This window comes from Mesorhizobium sp. WSM4810 (assembly GCF_055811235.1).
On sequence record NZ_JBVVQV010000011.1, the window covers coordinates 197,236 to 215,256 of the forward strand.

At 63.0% G+C, this 18,021-nt stretch carries 23 protein-coding genes, 1 tRNA gene and 3 pseudogenes; 11 read left to right on the top strand and 16 right to left on the bottom strand.

Going from position 1 to position 18,021, the window contains the following annotated elements; translation table 11 throughout:
• Nucleotides 1-2: 2 nt before the first annotated feature.
• Together AC0L3O_RS18175 and AC0L3O_RS18180 are read right to left on the bottom strand one after the other, a co-directional pair.
• Nucleotides 3-750: pseudogene (locus tag AC0L3O_RS18175) on the bottom strand (phage terminase large subunit family protein); the annotation flags it as partial.
• Between the two features lie 325 nt (nucleotides 751-1,075).
• Nucleotides 1,076-1,714: pseudogene (locus AC0L3O_RS18180) on the bottom strand (terminase large subunit domain-containing protein); the annotation flags it as partial.
• A gap of 151 nt (nucleotides 1,715-1,865) precedes the next feature.
• Between AC0L3O_RS18180 and AC0L3O_RS18185 the strand changes: the two are divergent.
• Together AC0L3O_RS18185 and AC0L3O_RS18190 are read left to right on the top strand one after the other, a co-directional pair.
• Complete coding sequence (locus AC0L3O_RS18185) at nucleotides 1,866-2,123, top strand: hypothetical protein (RefSeq protein WP_473616228.1); 258 nt, start codon at nucleotides 1,866-1,868, stop codon at nucleotides 2,121-2,123.
• A gap of 318 nt (nucleotides 2,124-2,441) precedes the next feature.
• Nucleotides 2,442-2,747, top strand: a complete 306-nt coding sequence (locus AC0L3O_RS18190; RefSeq protein WP_023803842.1) for a hypothetical protein — start codon at nucleotides 2,442-2,444, stop codon at nucleotides 2,745-2,747.
• Between the two features lie 51 nt (nucleotides 2,748-2,798).
• Here the strand turns inward: AC0L3O_RS18190 and AC0L3O_RS18195 are convergent, their stop codons facing one another.
• On the bottom strand, nucleotides 2,799-3,233 hold the full coding sequence (locus tag AC0L3O_RS18195) for a DoxX family protein (RefSeq protein ID WP_473616229.1): 435 nt from the start codon (nucleotides 3,231-3,233) through the stop codon (nucleotides 2,799-2,801).
• A gap of 220 nt (nucleotides 3,234-3,453) precedes the next feature.
• Nucleotides 3,454-4,206, bottom strand: a complete 753-nt coding sequence (locus AC0L3O_RS18200; protein ID WP_023803844.1) for a tryptophan 2,3-dioxygenase family protein — start codon at nucleotides 4,204-4,206, stop codon at nucleotides 3,454-3,456.
• Between the two features lie 153 nt (nucleotides 4,207-4,359).
• On the opposite strand from AC0L3O_RS18200, the pseudogene AC0L3O_RS18205 reads away from it, so the two are divergent.
• A pseudogene (locus tag AC0L3O_RS18205) lies at nucleotides 4,360-4,428 on the top strand (Lrp/AsnC family transcriptional regulator); the annotation flags it as partial.
• Between the two features lie 139 nt (nucleotides 4,429-4,567).
• Complete coding sequence (locus tag AC0L3O_RS18210; RefSeq protein ID WP_473535986.1) at nucleotides 4,568-4,834, top strand: Lrp/AsnC ligand binding domain-containing protein; 267 nt, start codon at nucleotides 4,568-4,570, stop codon at nucleotides 4,832-4,834.
• Here AC0L3O_RS18210 and AC0L3O_RS18215 read toward each other — a convergent pair.
• Nucleotides 4,831-4,992, bottom strand: coding sequence for a hypothetical protein (locus AC0L3O_RS18215; RefSeq protein ID WP_473535984.1), 162 nt, complete (start codon nucleotides 4,990-4,992; stop codon nucleotides 4,831-4,833). The genes AC0L3O_RS18210 and AC0L3O_RS18215 overlap by 4 nt on opposite strands.
• Nucleotides 4,993-5,085: 93 nt before the next feature.
• Nucleotides 5,086-5,514 (bottom strand): ester cyclase, encoded by a 429-nt coding sequence (locus tag AC0L3O_RS18220; protein WP_473616238.1) that lies wholly within the window; start codon nucleotides 5,512-5,514, stop codon nucleotides 5,086-5,088.
• 73 nt (nucleotides 5,515-5,587) lie between these two features.
• On the opposite strand from AC0L3O_RS18220, the gene AC0L3O_RS18225 reads away from it, so the two are divergent.
• The 3 genes from AC0L3O_RS18225 to AC0L3O_RS18235 all read left to right on the top strand — a co-directional run bounded on the left by AC0L3O_RS18225 (nucleotide 5,588) and on the right by AC0L3O_RS18235 (nucleotide 6,455).
• Nucleotides 5,588-5,661 (top strand) — tRNA-Gln (locus AC0L3O_RS18225).
• Nucleotides 5,662-5,777: 116 nt separating this feature from the next.
• A complete protein-coding gene (locus AC0L3O_RS18230) occupies nucleotides 5,778-5,960 on the top strand; it encodes a DUF3606 domain-containing protein (RefSeq protein ID WP_027155385.1) in 183 nt (60 codons plus the stop codon).
• A gap of 165 nt (nucleotides 5,961-6,125) precedes the next feature.
• Nucleotides 6,126-6,455, top strand: a complete 330-nt coding sequence (locus AC0L3O_RS18235) for a GYD domain-containing protein (protein ID WP_027155386.1) — start codon at nucleotides 6,126-6,128, stop codon at nucleotides 6,453-6,455.
• Between the two features lie 69 nt (nucleotides 6,456-6,524).
• On the opposite strand, the gene AC0L3O_RS18240 is transcribed toward AC0L3O_RS18235, so the two are convergent.
• From AC0L3O_RS18240 to AC0L3O_RS18250, 3 genes are all read right to left on the bottom strand, one after another.
• Complete coding sequence (locus AC0L3O_RS18240) at nucleotides 6,525-8,672, bottom strand: EAL domain-containing protein (protein WP_473535983.1); 2,148 nt, start codon at nucleotides 8,670-8,672, stop codon at nucleotides 6,525-6,527.
• Between the two features lie 162 nt (nucleotides 8,673-8,834).
• Nucleotides 8,835-9,434 carry a YdeI/OmpD-associated family protein gene (locus AC0L3O_RS18245; RefSeq protein ID WP_473616230.1) on the bottom strand — a complete coding sequence of 200 codons (600 nt, stop codon included), beginning with the start codon at nucleotides 9,432-9,434 and terminating at the stop codon, nucleotides 8,835-8,837.
• A gap of 230 nt (nucleotides 9,435-9,664) precedes the next feature.
• Nucleotides 9,665-10,567, bottom strand: coding sequence for a S1C family serine protease (locus tag AC0L3O_RS18250; protein ID WP_128174981.1), 903 nt, complete (start codon nucleotides 10,565-10,567; stop codon nucleotides 9,665-9,667).
• A gap of 221 nt (nucleotides 10,568-10,788) precedes the next feature.
• Between AC0L3O_RS18250 and yghU the strand changes: the two genes are divergently transcribed.
• Nucleotides 10,789-11,655, top strand: coding sequence for a glutathione-dependent disulfide-bond oxidoreductase (yghU, locus tag AC0L3O_RS18255; RefSeq protein ID WP_128174980.1), 867 nt, complete (start codon nucleotides 10,789-10,791; stop codon nucleotides 11,653-11,655).
• A 182-nt stretch (nucleotides 11,656-11,837) separates the two neighbouring features.
• Here the strand turns inward: yghU and AC0L3O_RS18260 are convergent, their stop codons facing one another.
• The 5 genes from AC0L3O_RS18260 to AC0L3O_RS18280 form a co-directional block, all read right to left on the bottom strand.
• Nucleotides 11,838-12,101, bottom strand: a complete 264-nt coding sequence (locus AC0L3O_RS18260) for an exopolysaccharide production repressor protein (RefSeq protein WP_473616232.1) — start codon at nucleotides 12,099-12,101, stop codon at nucleotides 11,838-11,840.
• A 265-nt stretch (nucleotides 12,102-12,366) separates the two neighbouring features.
• Nucleotides 12,367-12,639: a cell division topological specificity factor MinE gene (gene minE / locus AC0L3O_RS18265; protein WP_023803855.1), complete on the bottom strand. Its 273-nt coding sequence runs from the start codon at nucleotides 12,637-12,639 to the stop codon at nucleotides 12,367-12,369.
• A complete protein-coding gene (gene minD / locus AC0L3O_RS18270; RefSeq protein ID WP_023803856.1) occupies nucleotides 12,636-13,451 on the bottom strand; it encodes a septum site-determining protein MinD in 816 nt (271 codons plus the stop codon). The genes minE and minD overlap by 4 nt, the downstream gene beginning before the upstream one ends.
• A 105-nt stretch (nucleotides 13,452-13,556) precedes the next feature.
• On the bottom strand, nucleotides 13,557-14,324 hold the full coding sequence (gene minC / locus AC0L3O_RS18275) for a septum site-determining protein MinC (RefSeq protein WP_473616233.1): 768 nt from the start codon (nucleotides 14,322-14,324) through the stop codon (nucleotides 13,557-13,559).
• A gap of 160 nt (nucleotides 14,325-14,484) precedes the next feature.
• Complete coding sequence (locus tag AC0L3O_RS18280; protein WP_287346646.1) at nucleotides 14,485-14,925, bottom strand: hypothetical protein; 441 nt, start codon at nucleotides 14,923-14,925, stop codon at nucleotides 14,485-14,487.
• A gap of 256 nt (nucleotides 14,926-15,181) precedes the next feature.
• Here AC0L3O_RS18280 and AC0L3O_RS18285 point away from each other — a divergent pair, with 256 nt between their 5' ends.
• A complete protein-coding gene (locus AC0L3O_RS18285; protein WP_023803859.1) occupies nucleotides 15,182-15,895 on the top strand; it encodes an SOS response-associated peptidase in 714 nt (237 codons plus the stop codon).
• On the opposite strand, the gene AC0L3O_RS18290 is transcribed toward AC0L3O_RS18285, so the two are convergent.
• Together AC0L3O_RS18290 and AC0L3O_RS18295 are read right to left on the bottom strand one after the other, a co-directional pair.
• Complete coding sequence (locus AC0L3O_RS18290) at nucleotides 15,892-16,152, bottom strand: hypothetical protein (protein ID WP_473535980.1); 261 nt, start codon at nucleotides 16,150-16,152, stop codon at nucleotides 15,892-15,894. The genes AC0L3O_RS18285 and AC0L3O_RS18290 overlap by 4 nt on opposite strands.
• Nucleotides 16,153-16,156: 4 nt before the next feature.
• Nucleotides 16,157-16,417, bottom strand: a complete 261-nt coding sequence (locus tag AC0L3O_RS18295; protein ID WP_023803861.1) for a hypothetical protein — start codon at nucleotides 16,415-16,417, stop codon at nucleotides 16,157-16,159.
• Nucleotides 16,418-16,552: 135 nt separating this feature from the next.
• On the opposite strand from AC0L3O_RS18295, the gene AC0L3O_RS18300 reads away from it, so the two are divergent.
• A complete protein-coding gene (locus AC0L3O_RS18300; protein ID WP_128247673.1) occupies nucleotides 16,553-16,732 on the top strand; it encodes a hypothetical protein in 180 nt (59 codons plus the stop codon).
• A 355-nt stretch (nucleotides 16,733-17,087) separates the two neighbouring features.
• Entirely contained in the window at nucleotides 17,088-17,525 is a 438-nt protein-coding gene (locus AC0L3O_RS18305) for a GNAT family N-acetyltransferase (RefSeq protein WP_473535978.1), read from the top strand.
• Nucleotides 17,526-18,021 lie beyond the last annotated feature (496 nt).

Below are 18,021 nucleotides of genomic sequence, written 5' to 3' on the forward strand. Positions count from 1 at the left end.
CCTCACCGGAACGCCCCCAGCGGATCGCTCTGCCCTGGCTTTCGCCGTGCCGTCTTGAACTCGGCCGGGTCGACCACCGCTTCCCTCAGCATCATCACACCATAGCGTGTCGCCGCCATCAGGTCGTCGCGCAGCTTCACCACCTGGCCGTCTTTGCGATGGTAGAGCCGAAACTCCTCGAACCAGGGCAGAAGCGTCGAGAACACCTTGAAGCGGCCGCTCTGCATGCGGTCGAGCATCTCCATCAGCCCGGCCTCGACCGACACCGAACCGTCGGCGAACTGCGCATGGCTGGAAAGCATGTTCAGACCATGCGCGCCATATTGCCGGGCAAGTGCCACGCCCGCACCTTCCAGCGTCTCGCGGCGGCCGTCGCGGCCACGCCCAGGGCAGCCATTCGCCCCACGGTTTCAGGGTCAGCGCCTGCATGGCCGGCGTTTGCTGCGAGGCGCGGCAGGCTTTTGCGACATAGACGACGTCGGCCTCCGTATCCCAGGCGAGCTCGACAGCAGCGGAAGGGTGATCCCAGCCGAAATCCAGCGCCCCGAGCCGCGGCCAGTAGCGCGGCAGCCGGAACGGCTCGCAGGCAATCAGGTCCTCCGCCACCGGAAAGATGCGGCCGGAGCCCAGCACCGGAATGCCCCTCGCCCGCGCCTCGCGCTCATGCGCCGGATAGGCCGATACGATCGCGGCGCGCTGCTGCGGCGTGTAATGCTCGGCATCATCGATGGTCATGAAGGTGACGTGGCGGGTCATTTCTTCGCCCTCGCACTTGAATCATGTTGGCAGGCGCCGGCCGTATGGTGTTGTTTGGGAGAGATTTTTCGGGCCAAGGCGGCCGCTCTCCCTTCTCCCCTTGTTGTGGGAGAAGGTGGCCTCGCCCACGGGTCTTGCCTCCGGCAAGCCCGAGGACAGGCTCCGCGAGGTCGGATGAGGGGTGTTAAAGCTTGGCAAACCGCACTCCGTCCAGCACCCCTCTTCCGTCTCGGCGCTGCGCGCCGATCCACCTTCGCCCACAAGGGGAGAAGGCAAGGCCACCGCCCCCTCACCCCATCCCCTCCACCTCTTCCGCCGACAGAAACAACAGCACCACTTCCGACATGCCGAGCAACGGCGTGAAGGTGACTATGGTGATGCCGCCTGTGGCGTTGGTGCGGGTCAGGCCTTCGGAATAGATGTCGAGCGGTGGTTCCTCGTCGAACCAGACGCCGTGCAGCGTTTCGCCCTGCCACTTTTCACGGCCCTTCTCAAAACTCTTGAACGACAGCACCGATTCATCGGCCTGCACATCACCGCCGCCGCCATGGCGCACGACGACGCTGTCCAGCCCATGCGGCGCGCCGCGCCCCATGATGGTGCTGACAATGGCGTCGGCCGGGATCATGCCGGTGCCCCACGCCGCCGGCTGCTGCGGCGGGCCGATCAAAATGCGCTGCGGATTGTCGCGCGTGCCCTCGGCGGTGACGCCCGCCGCCCACAGCCGCACGGCCGTGTCAAAAACCTTGCCTTGCCACCACTCGGGATAGCGGCCGGTGAGATGCATCGCCCATTCGGCGCCGCCGGCCCTTGTCTTGCCGAGCTGGTTGCCGGCCATGAACAGGCGTTCTCGGTTGGCAGCACCGGCCGCATGGAACTCGGCCTGTCGCGGGTAAGGCCGGTAGGCGGCAAGCTGGTTAGTGCGCCGCCTCCGGTCCAATTCCCTGAGCAGGCTCAGATACTCGGTCTTCGCCGTCGCGGCCCGGCTTTGCGAGGCCCGGTCTTGCGACGCCGGACTTTTCGAGAAACGGCCGCAGGACGGCTTCGAGGCCGCGGATGCGCTGCCTGATTTCGTCATCGCTCAGTGCTTCCAGACTGTTGATGTTGAGATGCAGATCCTTGGGCAGCACCGACAGCACGATCTTCAGATACTGATCGGGCTTTTCGGTACGAACCTCGGCGATGACGCCGGCGCCATGCGCCCGGAAATCGGCGCGGATGGCGTCCAGAAAACCATCGGCCAGCGTTTTTTCGCTCGCTTCGGCCGGCCGGACGGCTTGGGTTCGGCCACATCAGCCGGTTCGTCGTCGAAAGGTTTCTCGGCCATGGCCTACCGCGATGCTGGTGATTGGCGAAAGCCGGGGTGACATCCGATCTCCCCCCAAGTGGGGGAGATGCCAAATTTTGGCAAAGAGAGGGCAGGACAGAGGGGGGCGCTGTCCCGCCGACATTTGATATCGGCAACACAGGCACAAACGTTCGAGAAGGCTTGATATAAAAAAACCCGCCTCGGTGGGCGGGTCGTTGGCGCAACTCAGCACCATGACTATATTCCTAGCATAGCTGCCGTCACAAAGCAAGCGAAATCTCGCGGGCCGGCCTAAAATTCGGCCGCCCGCCGCGCTATGGTGCAGGGATCGGAACCGGTGTTCGCGCGTTTGCAATTTGCCAATGGGAGCAAAGCCATGAATGTCGCCAATCTGCAACTCGAGGGCCTGCTGATGGCCGTCGCATCGATCAATCAGGTCCTTGTCCGCAAGGGCGTGCTGACGGTCGAAGAGATAGACATCGCCTTGCGCAAGGCCGAAGCCAGCGAGACCAGCGAGGAGCGCTCAGAAGGCATGTCGGCGTCGAGCCGCGATGCCGTCAACTTCCCGATCCGGCTGCTAGAGCTGGCGAACCAGTGTCAGCCGGAGGCGGACATGCCGTCCTTCTCCAAACTGGCGCGCATGGTCGGCCAGATGAAGGAACCCTACAACGACCAGATGTGACGTCGCGATCGCCTCGCCGTATCGGAACGCCGCTTGCCAGCCGAGCTACGATCAGCTGGCCAGTGCAGCCTTCCAGGTCAGCACACGGCCCGGCCCATGCACGGCGGCAAACAGCAGCCCGGCCAGGAAGGTAAAATGATCGACGAAAAAGCCGAACTCGGCCTGGTTTCCGGCCCAGTGCGACGGCCCGTGGAAGGCAAAGGCGAGGAACAGCACATAGGCGCCGGCGACAAGAGCGGCCTGCGAGAACAAGGCGCCGGTCAGGAAGCACAGCACCAGGACGACTTCGAGAACGGCCGCGCACCAGGCCAGAAACAGCGGGAACGGAAATCCGGCGGCGGCGATGTAGCCCGCGGTGGCGCCCATGTCGATGAATTTGAAGGTCACCGCCATGAGGAAGACGGCTGCGAAGATCAGGCGGCCAGTCAGGATTGCCGCGGTCTGCCACGGCGGTTGAGCCGGTGATTGGGTGGTTTCCGATGACATGCCGTCCTCCAGGGTTGCGACCGATTTCGCCCCAAGGACGTTGCACCAGCCGCAAACCCGACATGCGGCGCCTTCCCCTTCTCCCCTTGTGGGAGAAGGTGGCCGCGAAGCGGTCGGATGAGGGGCTTGGCATCGCCGCATTCCGTCCAACACCCCTCATCCGGCTCGGCGCTGCGCGCCGATCCACCTTCTCCCACAAGGGGAGAAGGGATCGCGGCGTTTACCCTGCCTTCGCCTCCGGGTGGCTGATCGGTGCCCGCACAGTCCCATACTGGCCGCTCCAGCGGTCGGTCATGTCGCAGCGTATGTCCCACAGCTCCGGGAAGAAGCGATGCAGGGCGCCGGCCTGCAGCAGTTCGACCGGTCGGCCCTTGAGCGATTTCGAGCCGAGCCCGATCGAGCGGTGGATGAGGTAGAGATGATTGGCGCGGAATTTCTGGAACAGCTCGTCGAATTCGATCAGCGCCTCGGCGACGACATAGCTGTCGCCGTGGTCATAGCTGACATCGTAGACATCCTCGACCGAGAGCCCGCGACCATCGAGATAGGACGCCTTGAACGCCCGCCACAGATCCGGCGGCATGCGCAGCAAGAGCTTGAAGCCCGGCGATTCCTGGCCGCTGCCATTGCCGAGCTGCAGCCGAATCTCCTGGTATTCCTTGGGCGACATGGTTTCGAGCAGGTCGAGCTGCGCCGTCATCAGGCGCATCAGCCGATGCACCCGCCCCATCAGCGTGACGATGCGATGGGTGTTCTGCTGCTCGAGGAAGTCGACGACATCGACCAGCGTGTAGGCGATGAGCTTCATCCACAGCTCCTCGACCTGATGGACGATCTGGAACTGCAGCTCGTCGGCATTGACCATCTCGGCCAGCGGCTTCTGGCAGGCGAGTAGCTTGTCGCAGCTGAGGTAGACGCCATAGTCGCGCATCTCGGGCGCTTCGATACGGGCGTAATAATCCGGCTTGTGCATGGCAGCTGCTCCTTTGCCCGGCCCATAGGGCTCCTGTTCGGTCCGAGCCCCGCAGTTTAGTCGCTTTTCACTTGAACATTGTCGTTTGTGTTATCCAAATACCAGAAAATGGAGGACGATGTTCGTCCATTGCGAAGGTTTGGAGAACGTATGATGCTGAATGCCGTCGACCGGAAGATCGTCGCGGCACTGGAACGCGATGCGCGCACCTCCTTCGCAGTGCTCGCCGACGAGGTCGGCTTAAGCAAGACGCCGTGCTGGAAGCGGGTCAAGGCGGCTGGAGGACGCCGGCATCATCCGCGGCTACTCGACGCGGGTCGACCCGGCCAAGCTCGGCTTCGGCATCGAAGCCTTCATCCAGGTGTCGATCGATTTCGAGCTCTCCGAAGCCTTCGAGGCTGCAGTCCAGGCGCATCCGCTTATCCGGCGCTGCCACGCCACCACAGCCGAGGCCGACTATCTCCTGCAGATCGTGACCGTCGACATGATGGCGCTCGACAGGATGCTGCGCGTCGAGCTCAGCCGCCTGCCCGGCGTGCGCCGCACGATCACCTCGATGGCGATGCGCGAGATCAAGGATGACATTTCTTTCGCCAATGCCGTGGGGCATGCGCAGCAGAAGGCTTAAGGCGTGTAGCCCAGCGCGGCCAGGGCCGACAGCCCTGCAGCCAGGCCAATTGCGATAACAATGCCGAAATGCCGTTCGACGAATTTGCACCCCTGCCAGTCGTATCGCATTTCTAAAAACTCCGCCGCGTAATCTGGGGCAGCGTGTTCAGGCGTCAAGGCCGGGTCCTTGACAGGCGTTAGACAGGCAGCTGCCATTGTTCATATCGTGGTTCATATCGGAACGTGGAACGACGGCCGAGCATTCCTGCGCTAAAGCTGGGCTTCGATGGCCGCCTTGTCTATCACAGACCATACTTCTACAATCTTTTTGTCCCCAAATTCATAGATAACATTCTCGGCAAAGGAAACTCTCCTCCCATTTACAGGGAGGCCGAGGAAGCTTTCTTTCGGCGTGCAGTCGAACCCGAGCCGGCTCGCTATGTAGGGCGGATCGGAAATCAGCATCTGGACGTTGAAATAAAGGTCCGGAATTTCAGCAAAGTCTCGCTCCAGCATTTTGCGATAGCCTGATAGACCGAGCCGCCGGCCGTTGTGGACCACTTCATCATCAACGAACTGCCCCAGCTTCGGCCAGTCCTGCTTGTTCAGGCAGGCAATGTAGTCTCGGTAGATGTCACAGAGGTCGGTTCTGGTTACGGCGATTGCTCCCGTCTCTAGAAGGCCCTGCTGAAAGCTCATGCTCAAGCCGATGATGACATGAAGCAGCTTCATGCGCGGATGAGAAAGTGCTAGACAGCGTCACTTCCTCTATTCCCGCTTCGTCTAATGGTAGGACAGCGCCCTTTGAAGGCGTGAATCGTGGTTCGAGCCCATGAGCGGGAACCAGCAGCTCACCGGTCGGGGCAACCGGTCAGACCGGCGTGCCTCCCCTTTTCCAAACTGGCATGGATGGTCGGGCCGACCAAGGAACCCTATAACCACCAGATATGATGGAGGACGACATGGCCGACGACAAATCCAGGAGCAAGCAGGACCGCAAACCGGCCGCCGGCGAGGAGCCTTACGACGTAGCGGCGTTTGCGAAAAAATATGGCATACCGCCGAGCGAGGCCGCGACCATCATCAAGCGGTACGGGCCTTCGAGAAAGAAGCTCGACGCGCATATGGCGAGCCGCAACGCCTGACCCGCATCGGCGGCGGCCTGCAGGATAGGTGTTGCGATTATATTAGCCTGAGCGCATATTTTGTCAGCCGGTGAACCAACCAAGCCGGTCAGGCTCGGCGCCAGCCCCTCCCTCGATCCCCTCGACGCCGAGCCGCTGGGGGATCGGCGGCCCTGGAGGCGAACCATGCCCATGTATCTCTCACGATTCAGCTATACGCCCGAGACCTGGGCGCGCCTGATCGAAAACCCCGAGGATAGACGCGAGGCAGCCCGCACCTACATCGAATCGGTAGGCGGAAAGCTGCACGGGTTCTGGTACGGCTTCGGAGAGCACGATGGCTGGAACCTGTGGGAAGCGCCCGACAACGTTTCGATGGCATCGGTCATGCTTGCCATTGGTGCGGGAGGAGCGCTCAGTTCGTACGAGACCACCGTTCTCCTGAGCGTCGAAGAGACGATGCAAGCGCTTGGCAAGGCGAAGTCGGTCCGCTATCGCCCGCCGGGAAAGTCCTGACCAGTCGCGCATCACGGCGCCGGACCGGTTTCGCGGACTTTTCGCCCGGCTAGCCCGGAGAGATCCGGGCTAGGCTCGCCGTCCGGCTGGTGCCGGCGCGCTCGCCCGTGTCTTGCGCGCCCGTGCCACGCTCGCTTGTGTCGCGCTCGCCCGGGTCGCGCACGCCCGCGCCACGATCGCTTGCAGCGGCTCCGGCCGGTGCAGCAGAAATCCCTGGCCGAAGTCAATGCCCATATCCGCGAGGATGTCGAGCGCATCCTGCGCTTCGATCTTCTCCGCCACCACGGAGCAGCCGAGGCTCCTGGCGATGCCGGATATCGCCGAGACGATTTCGCGGTCGAAGCGGCTATCGGCAATATGCTCGATGAACGAACCGTCGATCTTGATCGTGTCGACGGGAAAGCGCCGGAGATATTCGAACGAGCTCATGCCCGCCCCGAAATCGTCGAGGCTGACGCGGCAGCGCCGCTCGCGCGCCTTGCCGACGAACTGCTCGGCAGCTGCGAAATTGGTGACCGCGGCGGTTTCGGTGATCTCGAAGCCGATGCCGGAATGCGGCGCCCCGGTCTCGGCGATGACAGCGTCGACGAAATCCCAAAGCTGCGGGTCGCTGAGCGTCTGCGCCGACAGGTTGAAGCCGAGCGTGAGCGCCCCTGACTTCAGCGCCGGACCATGAAGCGACAGCGCCGTCGTGATAATCCAGCGGTCGAGCCGCGAGGCGACGCCGAACCGCTCCGCCGCCGGGATGAACTCGCCCGGCGGGATCAGCCGCCCGTTGCGGCCGGCGAGCCGCGCCAGGACCTCGACATGGCGGCTTTCTTGCCAGGGTTTTCCGAGCTGGTGGATTTCCTGGCCGAACAGTTTCAGCCTTCCGTCCGCCATGGCGTCGACGGTGTCGGCGGCCAGCCGCGCCGCATTGAGGCCGCTGGAGCCGGATGTCGTCTCGGGCGAGAACACCGCGAAGCGATTGCGCCCGGCGGCCTTGGCCGCATAGCAGGCGTCGTCGGCGCAGGCGAGCGCGTCGGCCACTGCGGTATTCGCATCGGCGACAAAGGCGATGCCGATGCTGGCCGCGAGCTTGCGCGACGCCGCCGTCGAGCCGAGGTCGGCATCGCGAACCGCCGCGAGTACGGCGCCGGCGAGACGCTCGGCTTGCGCTGCATCGCAATCAGGCACCAGCAGCGCGAACTCGTCGCCGCCGAGGCGCGCGGCGTGCACCGACGGCGGCAGACAGCCCAGAATGCGCTCGGCGACGCTCTTCAGGGCAAGGTCGCCGGCGGCGTGGCCGGCGAAGTCGTTCAGTGCCTTGAAGTAGTCGAGATCCACGTAGAACACCGCGAGCCGGCGCGCCGTTGCGATGTGCTCGGCCAGCAGCCGGTCGAAAGCGGCGCGGTTCAAAAGGCCGGTCAGCGCGTCATGGCGGGCCGCATGGGCAAGTTCCTGCTCGCGTTGCTTCGCCTCGGTGATGTCGCGCACCGTGCCCAGGATGTGGCCCGACGACTGGGCGTCGGCGAACCGTATCAGCGATTCGAGATATCGGATTTCGCCGTCCCGCTTGATGATGCGGTATTGCACGGCGACGACCTTTTGGGTTTGCAGCGGCGCCAAATGGGCCCGCTCGGCGGCGGCCCGGTCGTCCGGATGCAGATAGCTGTGCCAGAGGTCTTGCGACACTTCGTCGGTGTCGGCGACAAGCCCGTAGATGTCCCGCGTCCGCTTGTCCCAGTAGCTTTTGCGTGCGGCGAGATCGTGGTGCCAGATGCCGGTGCCGCTGGCCGCCAATGCCAGGCGAAAGCGGACGTTGACCTGTTCAAGCTCTGCTTCCGCCTGCTTCTGCTTGGTGATGTCGGTCTGGACGCCCATCAGTCTGACCGGCCGGCCTTCGGCGTCGCGTTCGACCACTCCGCCGCGATCGAGAACCCATACCCAGTGACCGGATTTGTGCTTCAGCCTGAGCTCGGTTTCGATCGAATCGGTCAGGCCGGCAATGTGGCGTTCGCCGCTGGCCACCGCCCGCTCGCGATCGTCGGGATGCGTCAGCTGCAACCAGAGATCGCTTGTCTCCGCAAGCTCACCCTCGCCATAGCCGAGCATCTGCAACCACATCGCCGAGTAAAAACAGTCGCCGCTCGCGAGATCCCAGTCCCAGACGCCAAGATGCGCGCGTTCGAGCGCCAGTTCCCAGAACTCCCCGTCGCGATTTTTCTTTTCGGCCATGCTCTGGACTTCGCCCGCCTCGTCGCCGCCATTGTGTGGCAAAAGCAAAGAAGAAACCGTTACTGCGCAGCGGCCGGGGTGGACGGCCAATTTCTCTCACCCTGACACCCACGAGGCGGGAATTTTGCGGCAAGCGCAGCCACAGCCGGGTCGGCGCCAGCCTCACTTCTTGCCTTGCGGGTAGATCGCCTCACCGCGCTTCAGCATCTCGACGAAGGCGGCGATCTTCTTCTCGCGGCCAGCCTCGGTCTTCATGTTGTGGATGCGGAAGGCGAGCGCGAAGCGGTCCTGCGCGCTGAGCCCTGCCAGCATCGCCTTGGCCTTGGGCTCGGCGTCTATTGCGGCCTGCAGATCCGCGGGGATTTTCATGTTCTTGCCGCTTGCATAGGCGCGCCCCCAGCGCCCGTCGGCCTTCGCCGCCTCGACCTGTTTGAGCCCATGCTCGGTCATCCGGCCCGCCTCGATCAGCCGGGCGACGTTGTCGACGTTGATCTGGCTCCAGATGCTCTTCCTGCCGCGCGGTGTGTAGCGCTGCAAATAGCTCTTGTTGTCGAGCCCCTTGCGCACGGCATCGATCCAGCCCCAGCACAGCACGACGTCGATGGCCTCCTTGGGCGTGATCGAAGGCAGTCCCGAACCGACCTTGTGGATCTTGATCCAGATTTCTGTCTCGGTGCCGTGATGCTTGCCGAGCCAGGTGTAGAAGCTCTCGGCATCGCTGAATTCGCGCACCTTGGCGGGGTCAACCTCGACCGGCGCCATCAGCGGGTCCGCCTTTCTGTGGTCGTCATCGGTTCTCCTTTGTCGCTGCTTGGCTCCGATCGAATGGAGCAACAGTGGCCTTGTTGCAAGGCTGGCGCGAAGCATTGCTTCGCGCCGCCCATGGCGGTCCTTCAAATCGTGATGTAATAACCTGCGGCCTTCCGGCTCGGCGCTGCGCGCCGATCCACCTTCTCCCACAAGGCCCACAAGGGGGGGGAAGGAAAGGAGCCTCACTGCAGCTGCGGTTTCTTGAGAAAGCTGTTGCGGTCGGCCGACTTGACGCGCAGCCAGGTTTCGCGGCCATCGCGCACAACCCGCAGCGGGATTTCGGCGCCCGCCGGGTTCTGCCACAACTTGCGGTAGAAATCGGCGAGCCCGTCGACTTCGCCGTCGCGCACATCCGAGATGATGTCACCCTGGCGCAGGCCGGCTTCGGCGGCCGGGCTGCCTTCGGCGACGCTCATCACCACGACCTCGCCATTGCTTTCGGCGGAGAAGGCGCCGAGCCATGGGCGCGGTGGCTTGGCAACCTGGCCGCGTGTCAGCAGATCGTCGAGGATGGGCGGCAGCAGGTCGATCGGCACCACCATGTTGATATCGGCGATCTCGCCGGCGCGGCTCATCTGCAGGCGCAGCGAACCGATGCCGAGCAGCCTGCCGTCCTGCCCGATGAGGGCCGCACCTCCCCATGACGGATGAGCCGGCGCGGTGAAGATCGCCTCGTCCAGCAGATATTCCCAATAGCCGGCGAATTCCTGCTTGGTGACGATGTACGCGCTGACCGCCTGGCCGATGCCGTCGGCGAGCACCACCGGGTCGCCGGCCATCGCCCTGGCCGCGTCGCCGAAAGCCACCGCGGGCAGGCCGAGCGGGGCCAGCGCCTGCACCAGGCCGAAGCCCGTTTCCTGGTCGTAGGCGAGCGCGTGCGCGGGAATCACGCGCCCGCTGTGGTCGGTCAGCCAGACTTCTTCCGCCTCGGTGATCAGATAGCCGATGGTGAGCACCAGGCCGTTGTCGCGAATGACCACGCCGCTGCCTTCCCGGCTGGTGCCCAGCGCATTCGCGGTGAAGGCATCATCCGGAATCGACGCGCGCACCGTTACGATGGACCGCAAAATCGTATCGATGGTCATGCTCTCAATCCTGGCAATATTCACGACGACCGTGGGCCGGCATCTTCTATAGCTATGGCGCATGTGACGAGGCGCAAGGGCCGAATGCAATCGCGCAGGCTTGCGCTGCCGACATCGACAATAGTTCAACACAAGTTGAACTTCCGTCAGCCCGCACTACCTGTATCTATGCAAGCTGATCCTCCCCAAGACCCTCCCCGCTCACATCAAAGGCCTCCGAAATGAACCAATACACACCGCCGAAAGTATGGACCTGGAACAAGGAGAATGGCGGCGCCTTCGCCAGCATCAACCGGCCGATCGCCGGCCCGACGCATGACAAGCAGTTGCCGGTCGGCAAGCATCCGCTGCAGCTTTACTCGCAGGCGACACCAAACGGCGTGAAGGTGACGATCATGCTGGAGGAACTGTTGGCGCGCGGCCACAAAGGCGCCGAATATGACGCCTGGCTGATCAGGATCAATGACGGCGACCAGTTCGGCAGCGGCTTCGTCGAGGTCAATCCCAACTCCAAGATCCCGGCGCTGATGGACCGCAGCGGGCCAAACCCGATCCGCGTCTTCGAATCCGGCTCGATCCTGCTGCATCTGGCCGAGAAATTCGGCGAGTTCCTGCCGACCGAGCAGCCGGCGCGCGCAGAAACCCTGTCGTGGCTGTTCTGGCAGATGGGCTCGGCGCCCTATCTCGGCGGCGGCTTCGGCCATTTCTACGCCTACGCACCGGAAAAATTCGAATATGCCATCGACCGCTTCGCCATGGAGGTGAAGCGCCAGATGGACGTGCTCGACCGGCGCCTGGCGGCAAGCGAATATCTCGGCGGCGACGCCTACACGATTGCCGACATCGCCGTGTGGCCCTGGTATGGCGGGCTGGCCAAGGGCCGCATGTACAACGACGCCGGCGCGTTCCTGTCGGTGCAGGAATACAAGCACGTGCAGCGCTGGGCCGACGCGATCGACGCACGGCCGGCGGTGCAGCGCGGCCGCATGGTCAACCGCGCCTTCGGCGAGCCGGCGATGCAATTGCACGAGCGCCACGACGCCAGCGACTTCGACACCAGGACGCAGGACAAGCTGGCGGCGGAGTGAGCAGAGCGACGGAGCTGGAGCGGATGACGCGCTGCGCAGTATCGGTCACATGCACCCCGAGATATATACTGGTTGACTAAAGTAACGGAACGTCCAAGGCACATTCCAAGAACCGAACATGTCCGCTTTCAAGCGGTTTAGACCATACTGTCTATCTGATGAACATCATGGTCTAGGCATGTTTATATTTGTGGGGGCCGACCTGAATCTCGAAACCGCATGCAGTCTCGACGGTCCAGTACTCGCGGGTCGCGGTCACTGTGTGTCTTTCGTTCGGCCCTATAGATCAGCCGGACGACGGACAAAAAATATCCAAGCTGCAGAACGATCAGGGTGAGGACCGTCCAGCCCAGCGCCTTCCAGATTGAACCCGTTGCCAAATAAGTCGAGAGCGCCACGACGAATGCCGCGGCGGTCATCCCCACCAGGAACTGTGGAAAATTCATCGCTCTTCAAGGCCGCCCCGGAGCTTCTAACAGCCGCGACGACCACCCTTGCCCATTTACCCCGGACCAACGTTTTCACCCTTTTGTTGGTTGCGCAAGGGGCAAATGGATGGGAAGCGTGCGCATGGTTGATGCAGAGGCGAGCGGTGCGCCGAAGCTGCCAATCTCCCCCCTTGAGGGGGAGATGCCAAGTGGGGGCAAAGAGGGCAGGCCAGAAGGGGGGGCGCTGTCCCGCCGGCGTCAAAAACTACTACAGGCGCAACGCTCAGGCCGACATGGCCAGCGGCCTAGCGCTCTTGTTGGGGATCTGAATGTCGATCTCCAGCGTCGACATCGTCTCGCCGCGATCCATGGAGACCTGCAGATAATCCTGGTCGATCTGCACGTGCCTGGCGATCACGGCCATGATCTCCTCGCGCAGCACCGAGACGAGATCGGGCTGGCTGCGGTTGCGGCGCTCATAGGCGAGCAGCACCTGCAGCCGCTCGCGCGCCACCGGCGCGCTGCCGCGCCGCTTGAAGAGGTCTAACAGGCTCATGCTGCCCTCCTTCCAAAAAGCCGATCGAGAAAGCCCTTGCGCTCGAACGGCACGACGACCGGCAGGTCCTCGCCCTCGAGCCGTTTGGCCGCCTCGATATAGGCGCGGGCGGCGGAGTTGGTCGGATCGCTGAGTGTCACCGGCGACCCGAGGTTGGAGGCCTTGAGCACGTCCTGGCTCTCGGGAATGATGCCCAGCAGCGGCGTCGACAGGATTTCCAGCACGTCGTCGATCGAGAGCATTTCGCCGCGCGCCGCGCGCGCCGCATCGTACCGCGTCACCAGCACATGCTTGGCGATCTGCTCGCCCCGCTCGGCCTTGACGGTCCTGGCGTCGAGCAGGCCAATGATGCGATCGGAATCGCGCACCGAGCTGACTTCCGGGTTGGTGACGATGACCGCCTCGTCGGCAAAGCGCATGGCAAGCTGCGCGCCGCGCTCGATGCCGGCCGGGCTGTCGCAGAAGACGTAGTCGAACACCGAGCTCAGCTTTTCGATCACCTCGCCGACGCCCTCCTCGGTCAGCGCATCCTTGTCGCGCGTCTGCGAGGCCGGCAGCAGGAACAGTGTCTCGACCCGCTTGTCGCGGATCAGCGCCTGCGACAGCTTGGCCGTTCCCTGGATGACGTTGACCAGGTCGAACACCACCCGCCGCTCGGCGCCCATGATCAGGTCGAGATTCCTCAAACCCACGTCGAAGTCGACCAGCGCCACCCTCTTGCCGGTTCTCGCGACGGCGGCGCCAAGGGCGGCCGTCGAGGTCGTCTTGCCGACGCCCCCCTTGCCCGAGGTGACCACCACAACTTTGCCCATCTATGCCTCCTTATTGTTGTTCGTATTGTTAAGCGTTTGATTTATGCGATGCGCTTAAGTCTTTGTTTTAATTCCAAAACTGCTGCATACTTTCGGGCGACTGCATTAGCTGAACGGCGCTATGCGCAGCGTGTCTTTTTCCAGAAACGCCTGCACCGCTTTTCCACGCAAGGCCGGCTCCATCTCCTCGGCGGTGCAATACCAGCCGTCGACCGACAGCAGTTCGGCCTCGTTTTTGCGACAGAAGATGCGGGCCGCCGAATGGCCGAGCACACCGGCCGACGCCCGCCCGCGCAGCGTGCCGTAGACATGGATCGAGCCGGCGGCGACGATCTCGGAACCGGAGGCAACGGAGCCCAGCACGATGACATCGCCATGCGCGTGGAAGATCGACTGGCCCGAGCGGATCGGCGTCTTGACCATCAGCGTGGCCGGCGCTTCCGGCACCCTGTCTTCTGACCGCTTGCCCGGTTCCGCCCTGCCTTCTTCCGCCCTGCCCGTCTCTTCCGGCCTGCCGGCAGCCTTTTGGTCGGCCTGCATGAGCAGCCCGACTGTGGCTTCCTTGGCGCCGATCAGCACAGGCGGCAGACTGGGCTCAAGCACCGTGTTGCCGTCGAGCTCGATGGCATAGATGCGGATGCCGCGCAGGCCAAGCTCGGCAACCAGCGCTTCGATCTGGCTGACCGCGGGCTTCAGCGTGTTGAGGTTGAGCACCACCGGGCGGCCGGCAAAATAGCCGGGAGAATTGCCGATCCAGCGGTCGAGACTTTCCAGCCACTCCGAAAGCGGCGTCTCCGGGGTGAGCGTGAAGGCGACGAAGGAGCGGGCGCGAAAGCGAATGGATTTGGTCTCGACGGGGGCGGCGAAGGTCACGGACAGCGATTCCTTACTGATAGGTAAACGCTAGCCAGCCATGGTTAACGAAAGGTTAACGGAAGGGGAGTTTGCGGCATCCGGAAAGCTGTTACTGACAGGTCAGCAAACCGGCGGACAGCGCTGGAAATCGCCAGCCCTTTCCTCGACACCTTGCTGGCTAAGTGCCCTTCGCTGCGTCCTCGATCAGTTCCGCCAGCAAGCTAGAGAACCGCTCGTCAGCCCTATCCCCAATGTTTCCCACTTCTCTCGCCACCATCCCGGGCGAAGAGACCGACACTTGTCCACTCAGCTGCACGTTGACCGTGAACGTCCTTCCGACCACCTCCTTTTCCGTTCCCCGCTTCCTGTAGATCCTGAACCGAATAGATGGTGTTGATGCTTTGGCTTGGCGGCGTGGCGCGGTGTCCATCTCGACGGCCACCTCGCCTGCTACGTCAGCCCTGGCCGTTTCCAGCGACGCAACCACGACGTCGTTTAGCCAGGCCCTTGCTTGCGCGCCGAAGTCCACCCCCTCGGCCTTCTCATTGCCGACCTTCCCCTCTTGCTCACGGCGAGCTTCCTTGCCGCGGTCAAGGGCATCTTTGAACTTGGACATCATGGTTTGCCTCCGATTGTGAGCGCATGAGACCAATCGCCATGCTCCTCCTAATGGGTAGAACGCGCACGAGCGGTGTGCGTTGCGTAAGCGGAGCCCGCGGTTCGCCGCTGCGCGGCAGTATCCGCGGTCGACCGCCGGGATGGCGGCGGTGATCGCGGCGCTGTGGTGGTGGGGTAGCGTGTCAGCAGCCAGCCGGACAGCGCTGGAAATTACCTGCCCTTTCCCACAAGATGCCTGAACATCCCTGGGGCTCGACATGTGCAACCTCTACAACATCACCACCAGCCAGGAAGCGATCCGCCAGTGGACCCGCGCCTTGCGCGATAGCCTCGGCAATCTCGAGCCCTCCATCGACATCTACCCCAACCAGCCCGGCCCGGTAGTGCGCAACGCGCCGGACGGTGAGCGGGAACTGGCCAACCTGCTGTGGGGCATGCCGACGCCGGTCGAGCGCGTGAAGGGCAAGGCCGACTACGGCACCACCAACATCCGCAACCCGCAATATGGCCACTGGCAGCAATATCTCGGCGTCGAGAACCGCTGCGTGGTGCCGCTCACCAGTTTTGCCGAACCGAGCCCAACGCCGGGCGACAAGGATCCGGATACCGGTATCCAGAAAAACTACTGGTTCGCGCTGAACGAGGCGCGGCCGCTGTTCTTCTTCGCCGGCCTGTGGACGCCCTGGCAAGGCGTGCGCAAGGTCAAGGATGGCCCCGGCGAGTTCGAGCTCTACGGTTTTCTGACCACCAGGCCCAACGCCCTGATCGCGCCGATCCACGAGAAGGCGATGCCCGTGATCCTGACCACGCAGGAGGAAACCGAGACCTGGCTGACCGCACCGTGGTCGCAGGCCAGGCACCTGCAGCGCACGGCACCCGACGACGCGCTGGTGATCGTCGACAAGCCGGCCACACAGATAAAATTTCCGCCGCAGGCCCCACAGGCGCCGGTACAGGGTTCGCTGTTCTAAAGCTTGAATTTTTGCAGCACCCAGATGTAGCCCTTCGGCGGATGGTCCTGGTCGACGAACTGGGTCTTCACCGTCGTGTCCGTTCGGTTGCACCGCTTGCATCTGAATCGGATGGTCTCCAGCGGCTTGTTCCAGCCCACCACCTTGGCCACGTCGTGGGCCCGAAAACGCCCGACATGGTAGCAGTGGCCGCACTCGACGATCAGCAGCATGTTGGCCTTCGCGGCACGTCCAACGCTGTCCATCGGCCCGGCCATGGCCTCATTTCCGAGTCAAATAGCCCTCGGGAAGCGGAAGCAGGCCAAGATCCGGCATCTGGAAATCGGGCTCCTTCTCCGCTACGCTGGCCATCACCTCATGCAATTTTTCGACAAGCCCGCAAAGCTGCCAAAACAGCTCGCCATGCGCCTTCAGATGCAGTTGCGACGAAAGCACCGTCCTGCGCAGGCTGAGAGCGTCGCTGATGATCGCCTCGGCATGCCTCGCCGACAGCCTGTCAAACCGGCTTTTTCGTCTGCCCATCGCGGCTCTCCCCAGTTTGTGAGCAACCGCCCCACCACTGACAAATAGGAAGGCATTCCTCGCCAAGTCAATTCACACTTGACATTTTTGTTCCCGTTTTGTTCAATTTAAACGGAAACTGTCGGAGGCATCGTCATGGACCACATCGTGACGCTGGACAGACGCCAGGAGGCCGCCCTTCAGGCGATCGCCCAAAAGTTCATCGCCCAGCACAAGGGCGACGCGGTGAAGGCGCTCAAGGAGATGATCGTGCTCAATGGGCACCTGCAGGAGCGGCTTGACGCCGTGGAGGGACGGCGCCGGGCGACGCGGTAAGCGCCTAGAGATGACGGTAGCAGGACGCGTGTTCAATCGTGCCGTTCGAAGGTCGGCTTAGCGCCTATCTTGGTCATTCGAAGCAATTTCGCTGTTACTCGAAAGCGGACATCGGCAGCGCGAAGCTATTGGTCCTGGTTGCGCCATGTTCAGACATTCGCGGTGCTTCTCCAGAGCGGACGTTAGCTCATCGGTAGGAGTCGACCTGCGGACCATGCCTGATGGTAGATGTAGGGAACGGCGTGACCCCCATGCGATGAAGCGGCGGTAGGCCGCCGCTCCGAATTTGAGCGGCCCGTCCGGCAACGCTATAATTGACCGGCAGGGGACGTTATCGATGACGCAAATCAGAGCCATGACTGAGCAGGACGTGCCGTCGGTATCGCTGCTCATTGGAGAGTCTTGGCGCAGGACGTACTCGCCAATCATGGGTGCCGAGACCGCGGCCCTGATTTCGGATGAAGATCACACGCTGCAGCGGATTGCGGCGGAACTGACAGACACCAAGAAAATGTCGTTCGTGGCAGAACGGCCAGACGGCTCGATTGCCGGCTACGCGATGGCTAAGATGAATGAAGCCGGCGACGTCATGCTTGACCGGCTCCACATCGATCAAAGCGAGTACGGCACCGGGCTAGCCGCTAATATATTGCACGCTGTCTTTGCCGCCCATTCCGGCATCCTGAGCATCGCACTCGAAGTGCTCGAGGGAAACGACCGGGCAATGGCCTTTTACCGCAAACATGGTTCGAAGTGGCCGCGTTGCACGGTGCAGAAGGCCATGCATCGTTGATTATGCGCAAACTGCTATCGCGCGCCTAGTCGGAACTCGCGCATCGAACAGTACATCACGTCTTCCGTCCCCAGCGCACCGGCGGCCTCCCCGTTCGCAATCCAAATAGACGTCTTTCAGCTGTTTGATTGGCATGTCAGCGTGAGCGAGCGCGAGGGACTTAACAACTGACATAATCATTTTGAGATCCTCCCCAGTTCCCGTCGGTCAACATTCAGTCCTTGGGGTCGCAGGTGTAGTGCCGTTCGAAGGTCCCGTCCGCGCGCCGCTGCTTGTCGAAGCCGCGATGTAAGGCTCGATCGCGCGCTCGTGGACCAGCCAAAGGGGATCTCGGCCGAGGCGTAGCTACTGCCGGCGGCCAACCGTTCGGGATCGAGGCTGAAGCGATCCTAGTGCGCTCGATCGTGCTGACCGCACCTGCCTCCGCAGGGCGGGTGGCGCGGCTTCGCAAAGCGCACATGATTTCGTCACGAGAGATGCCGATGTCGCCAAGGAC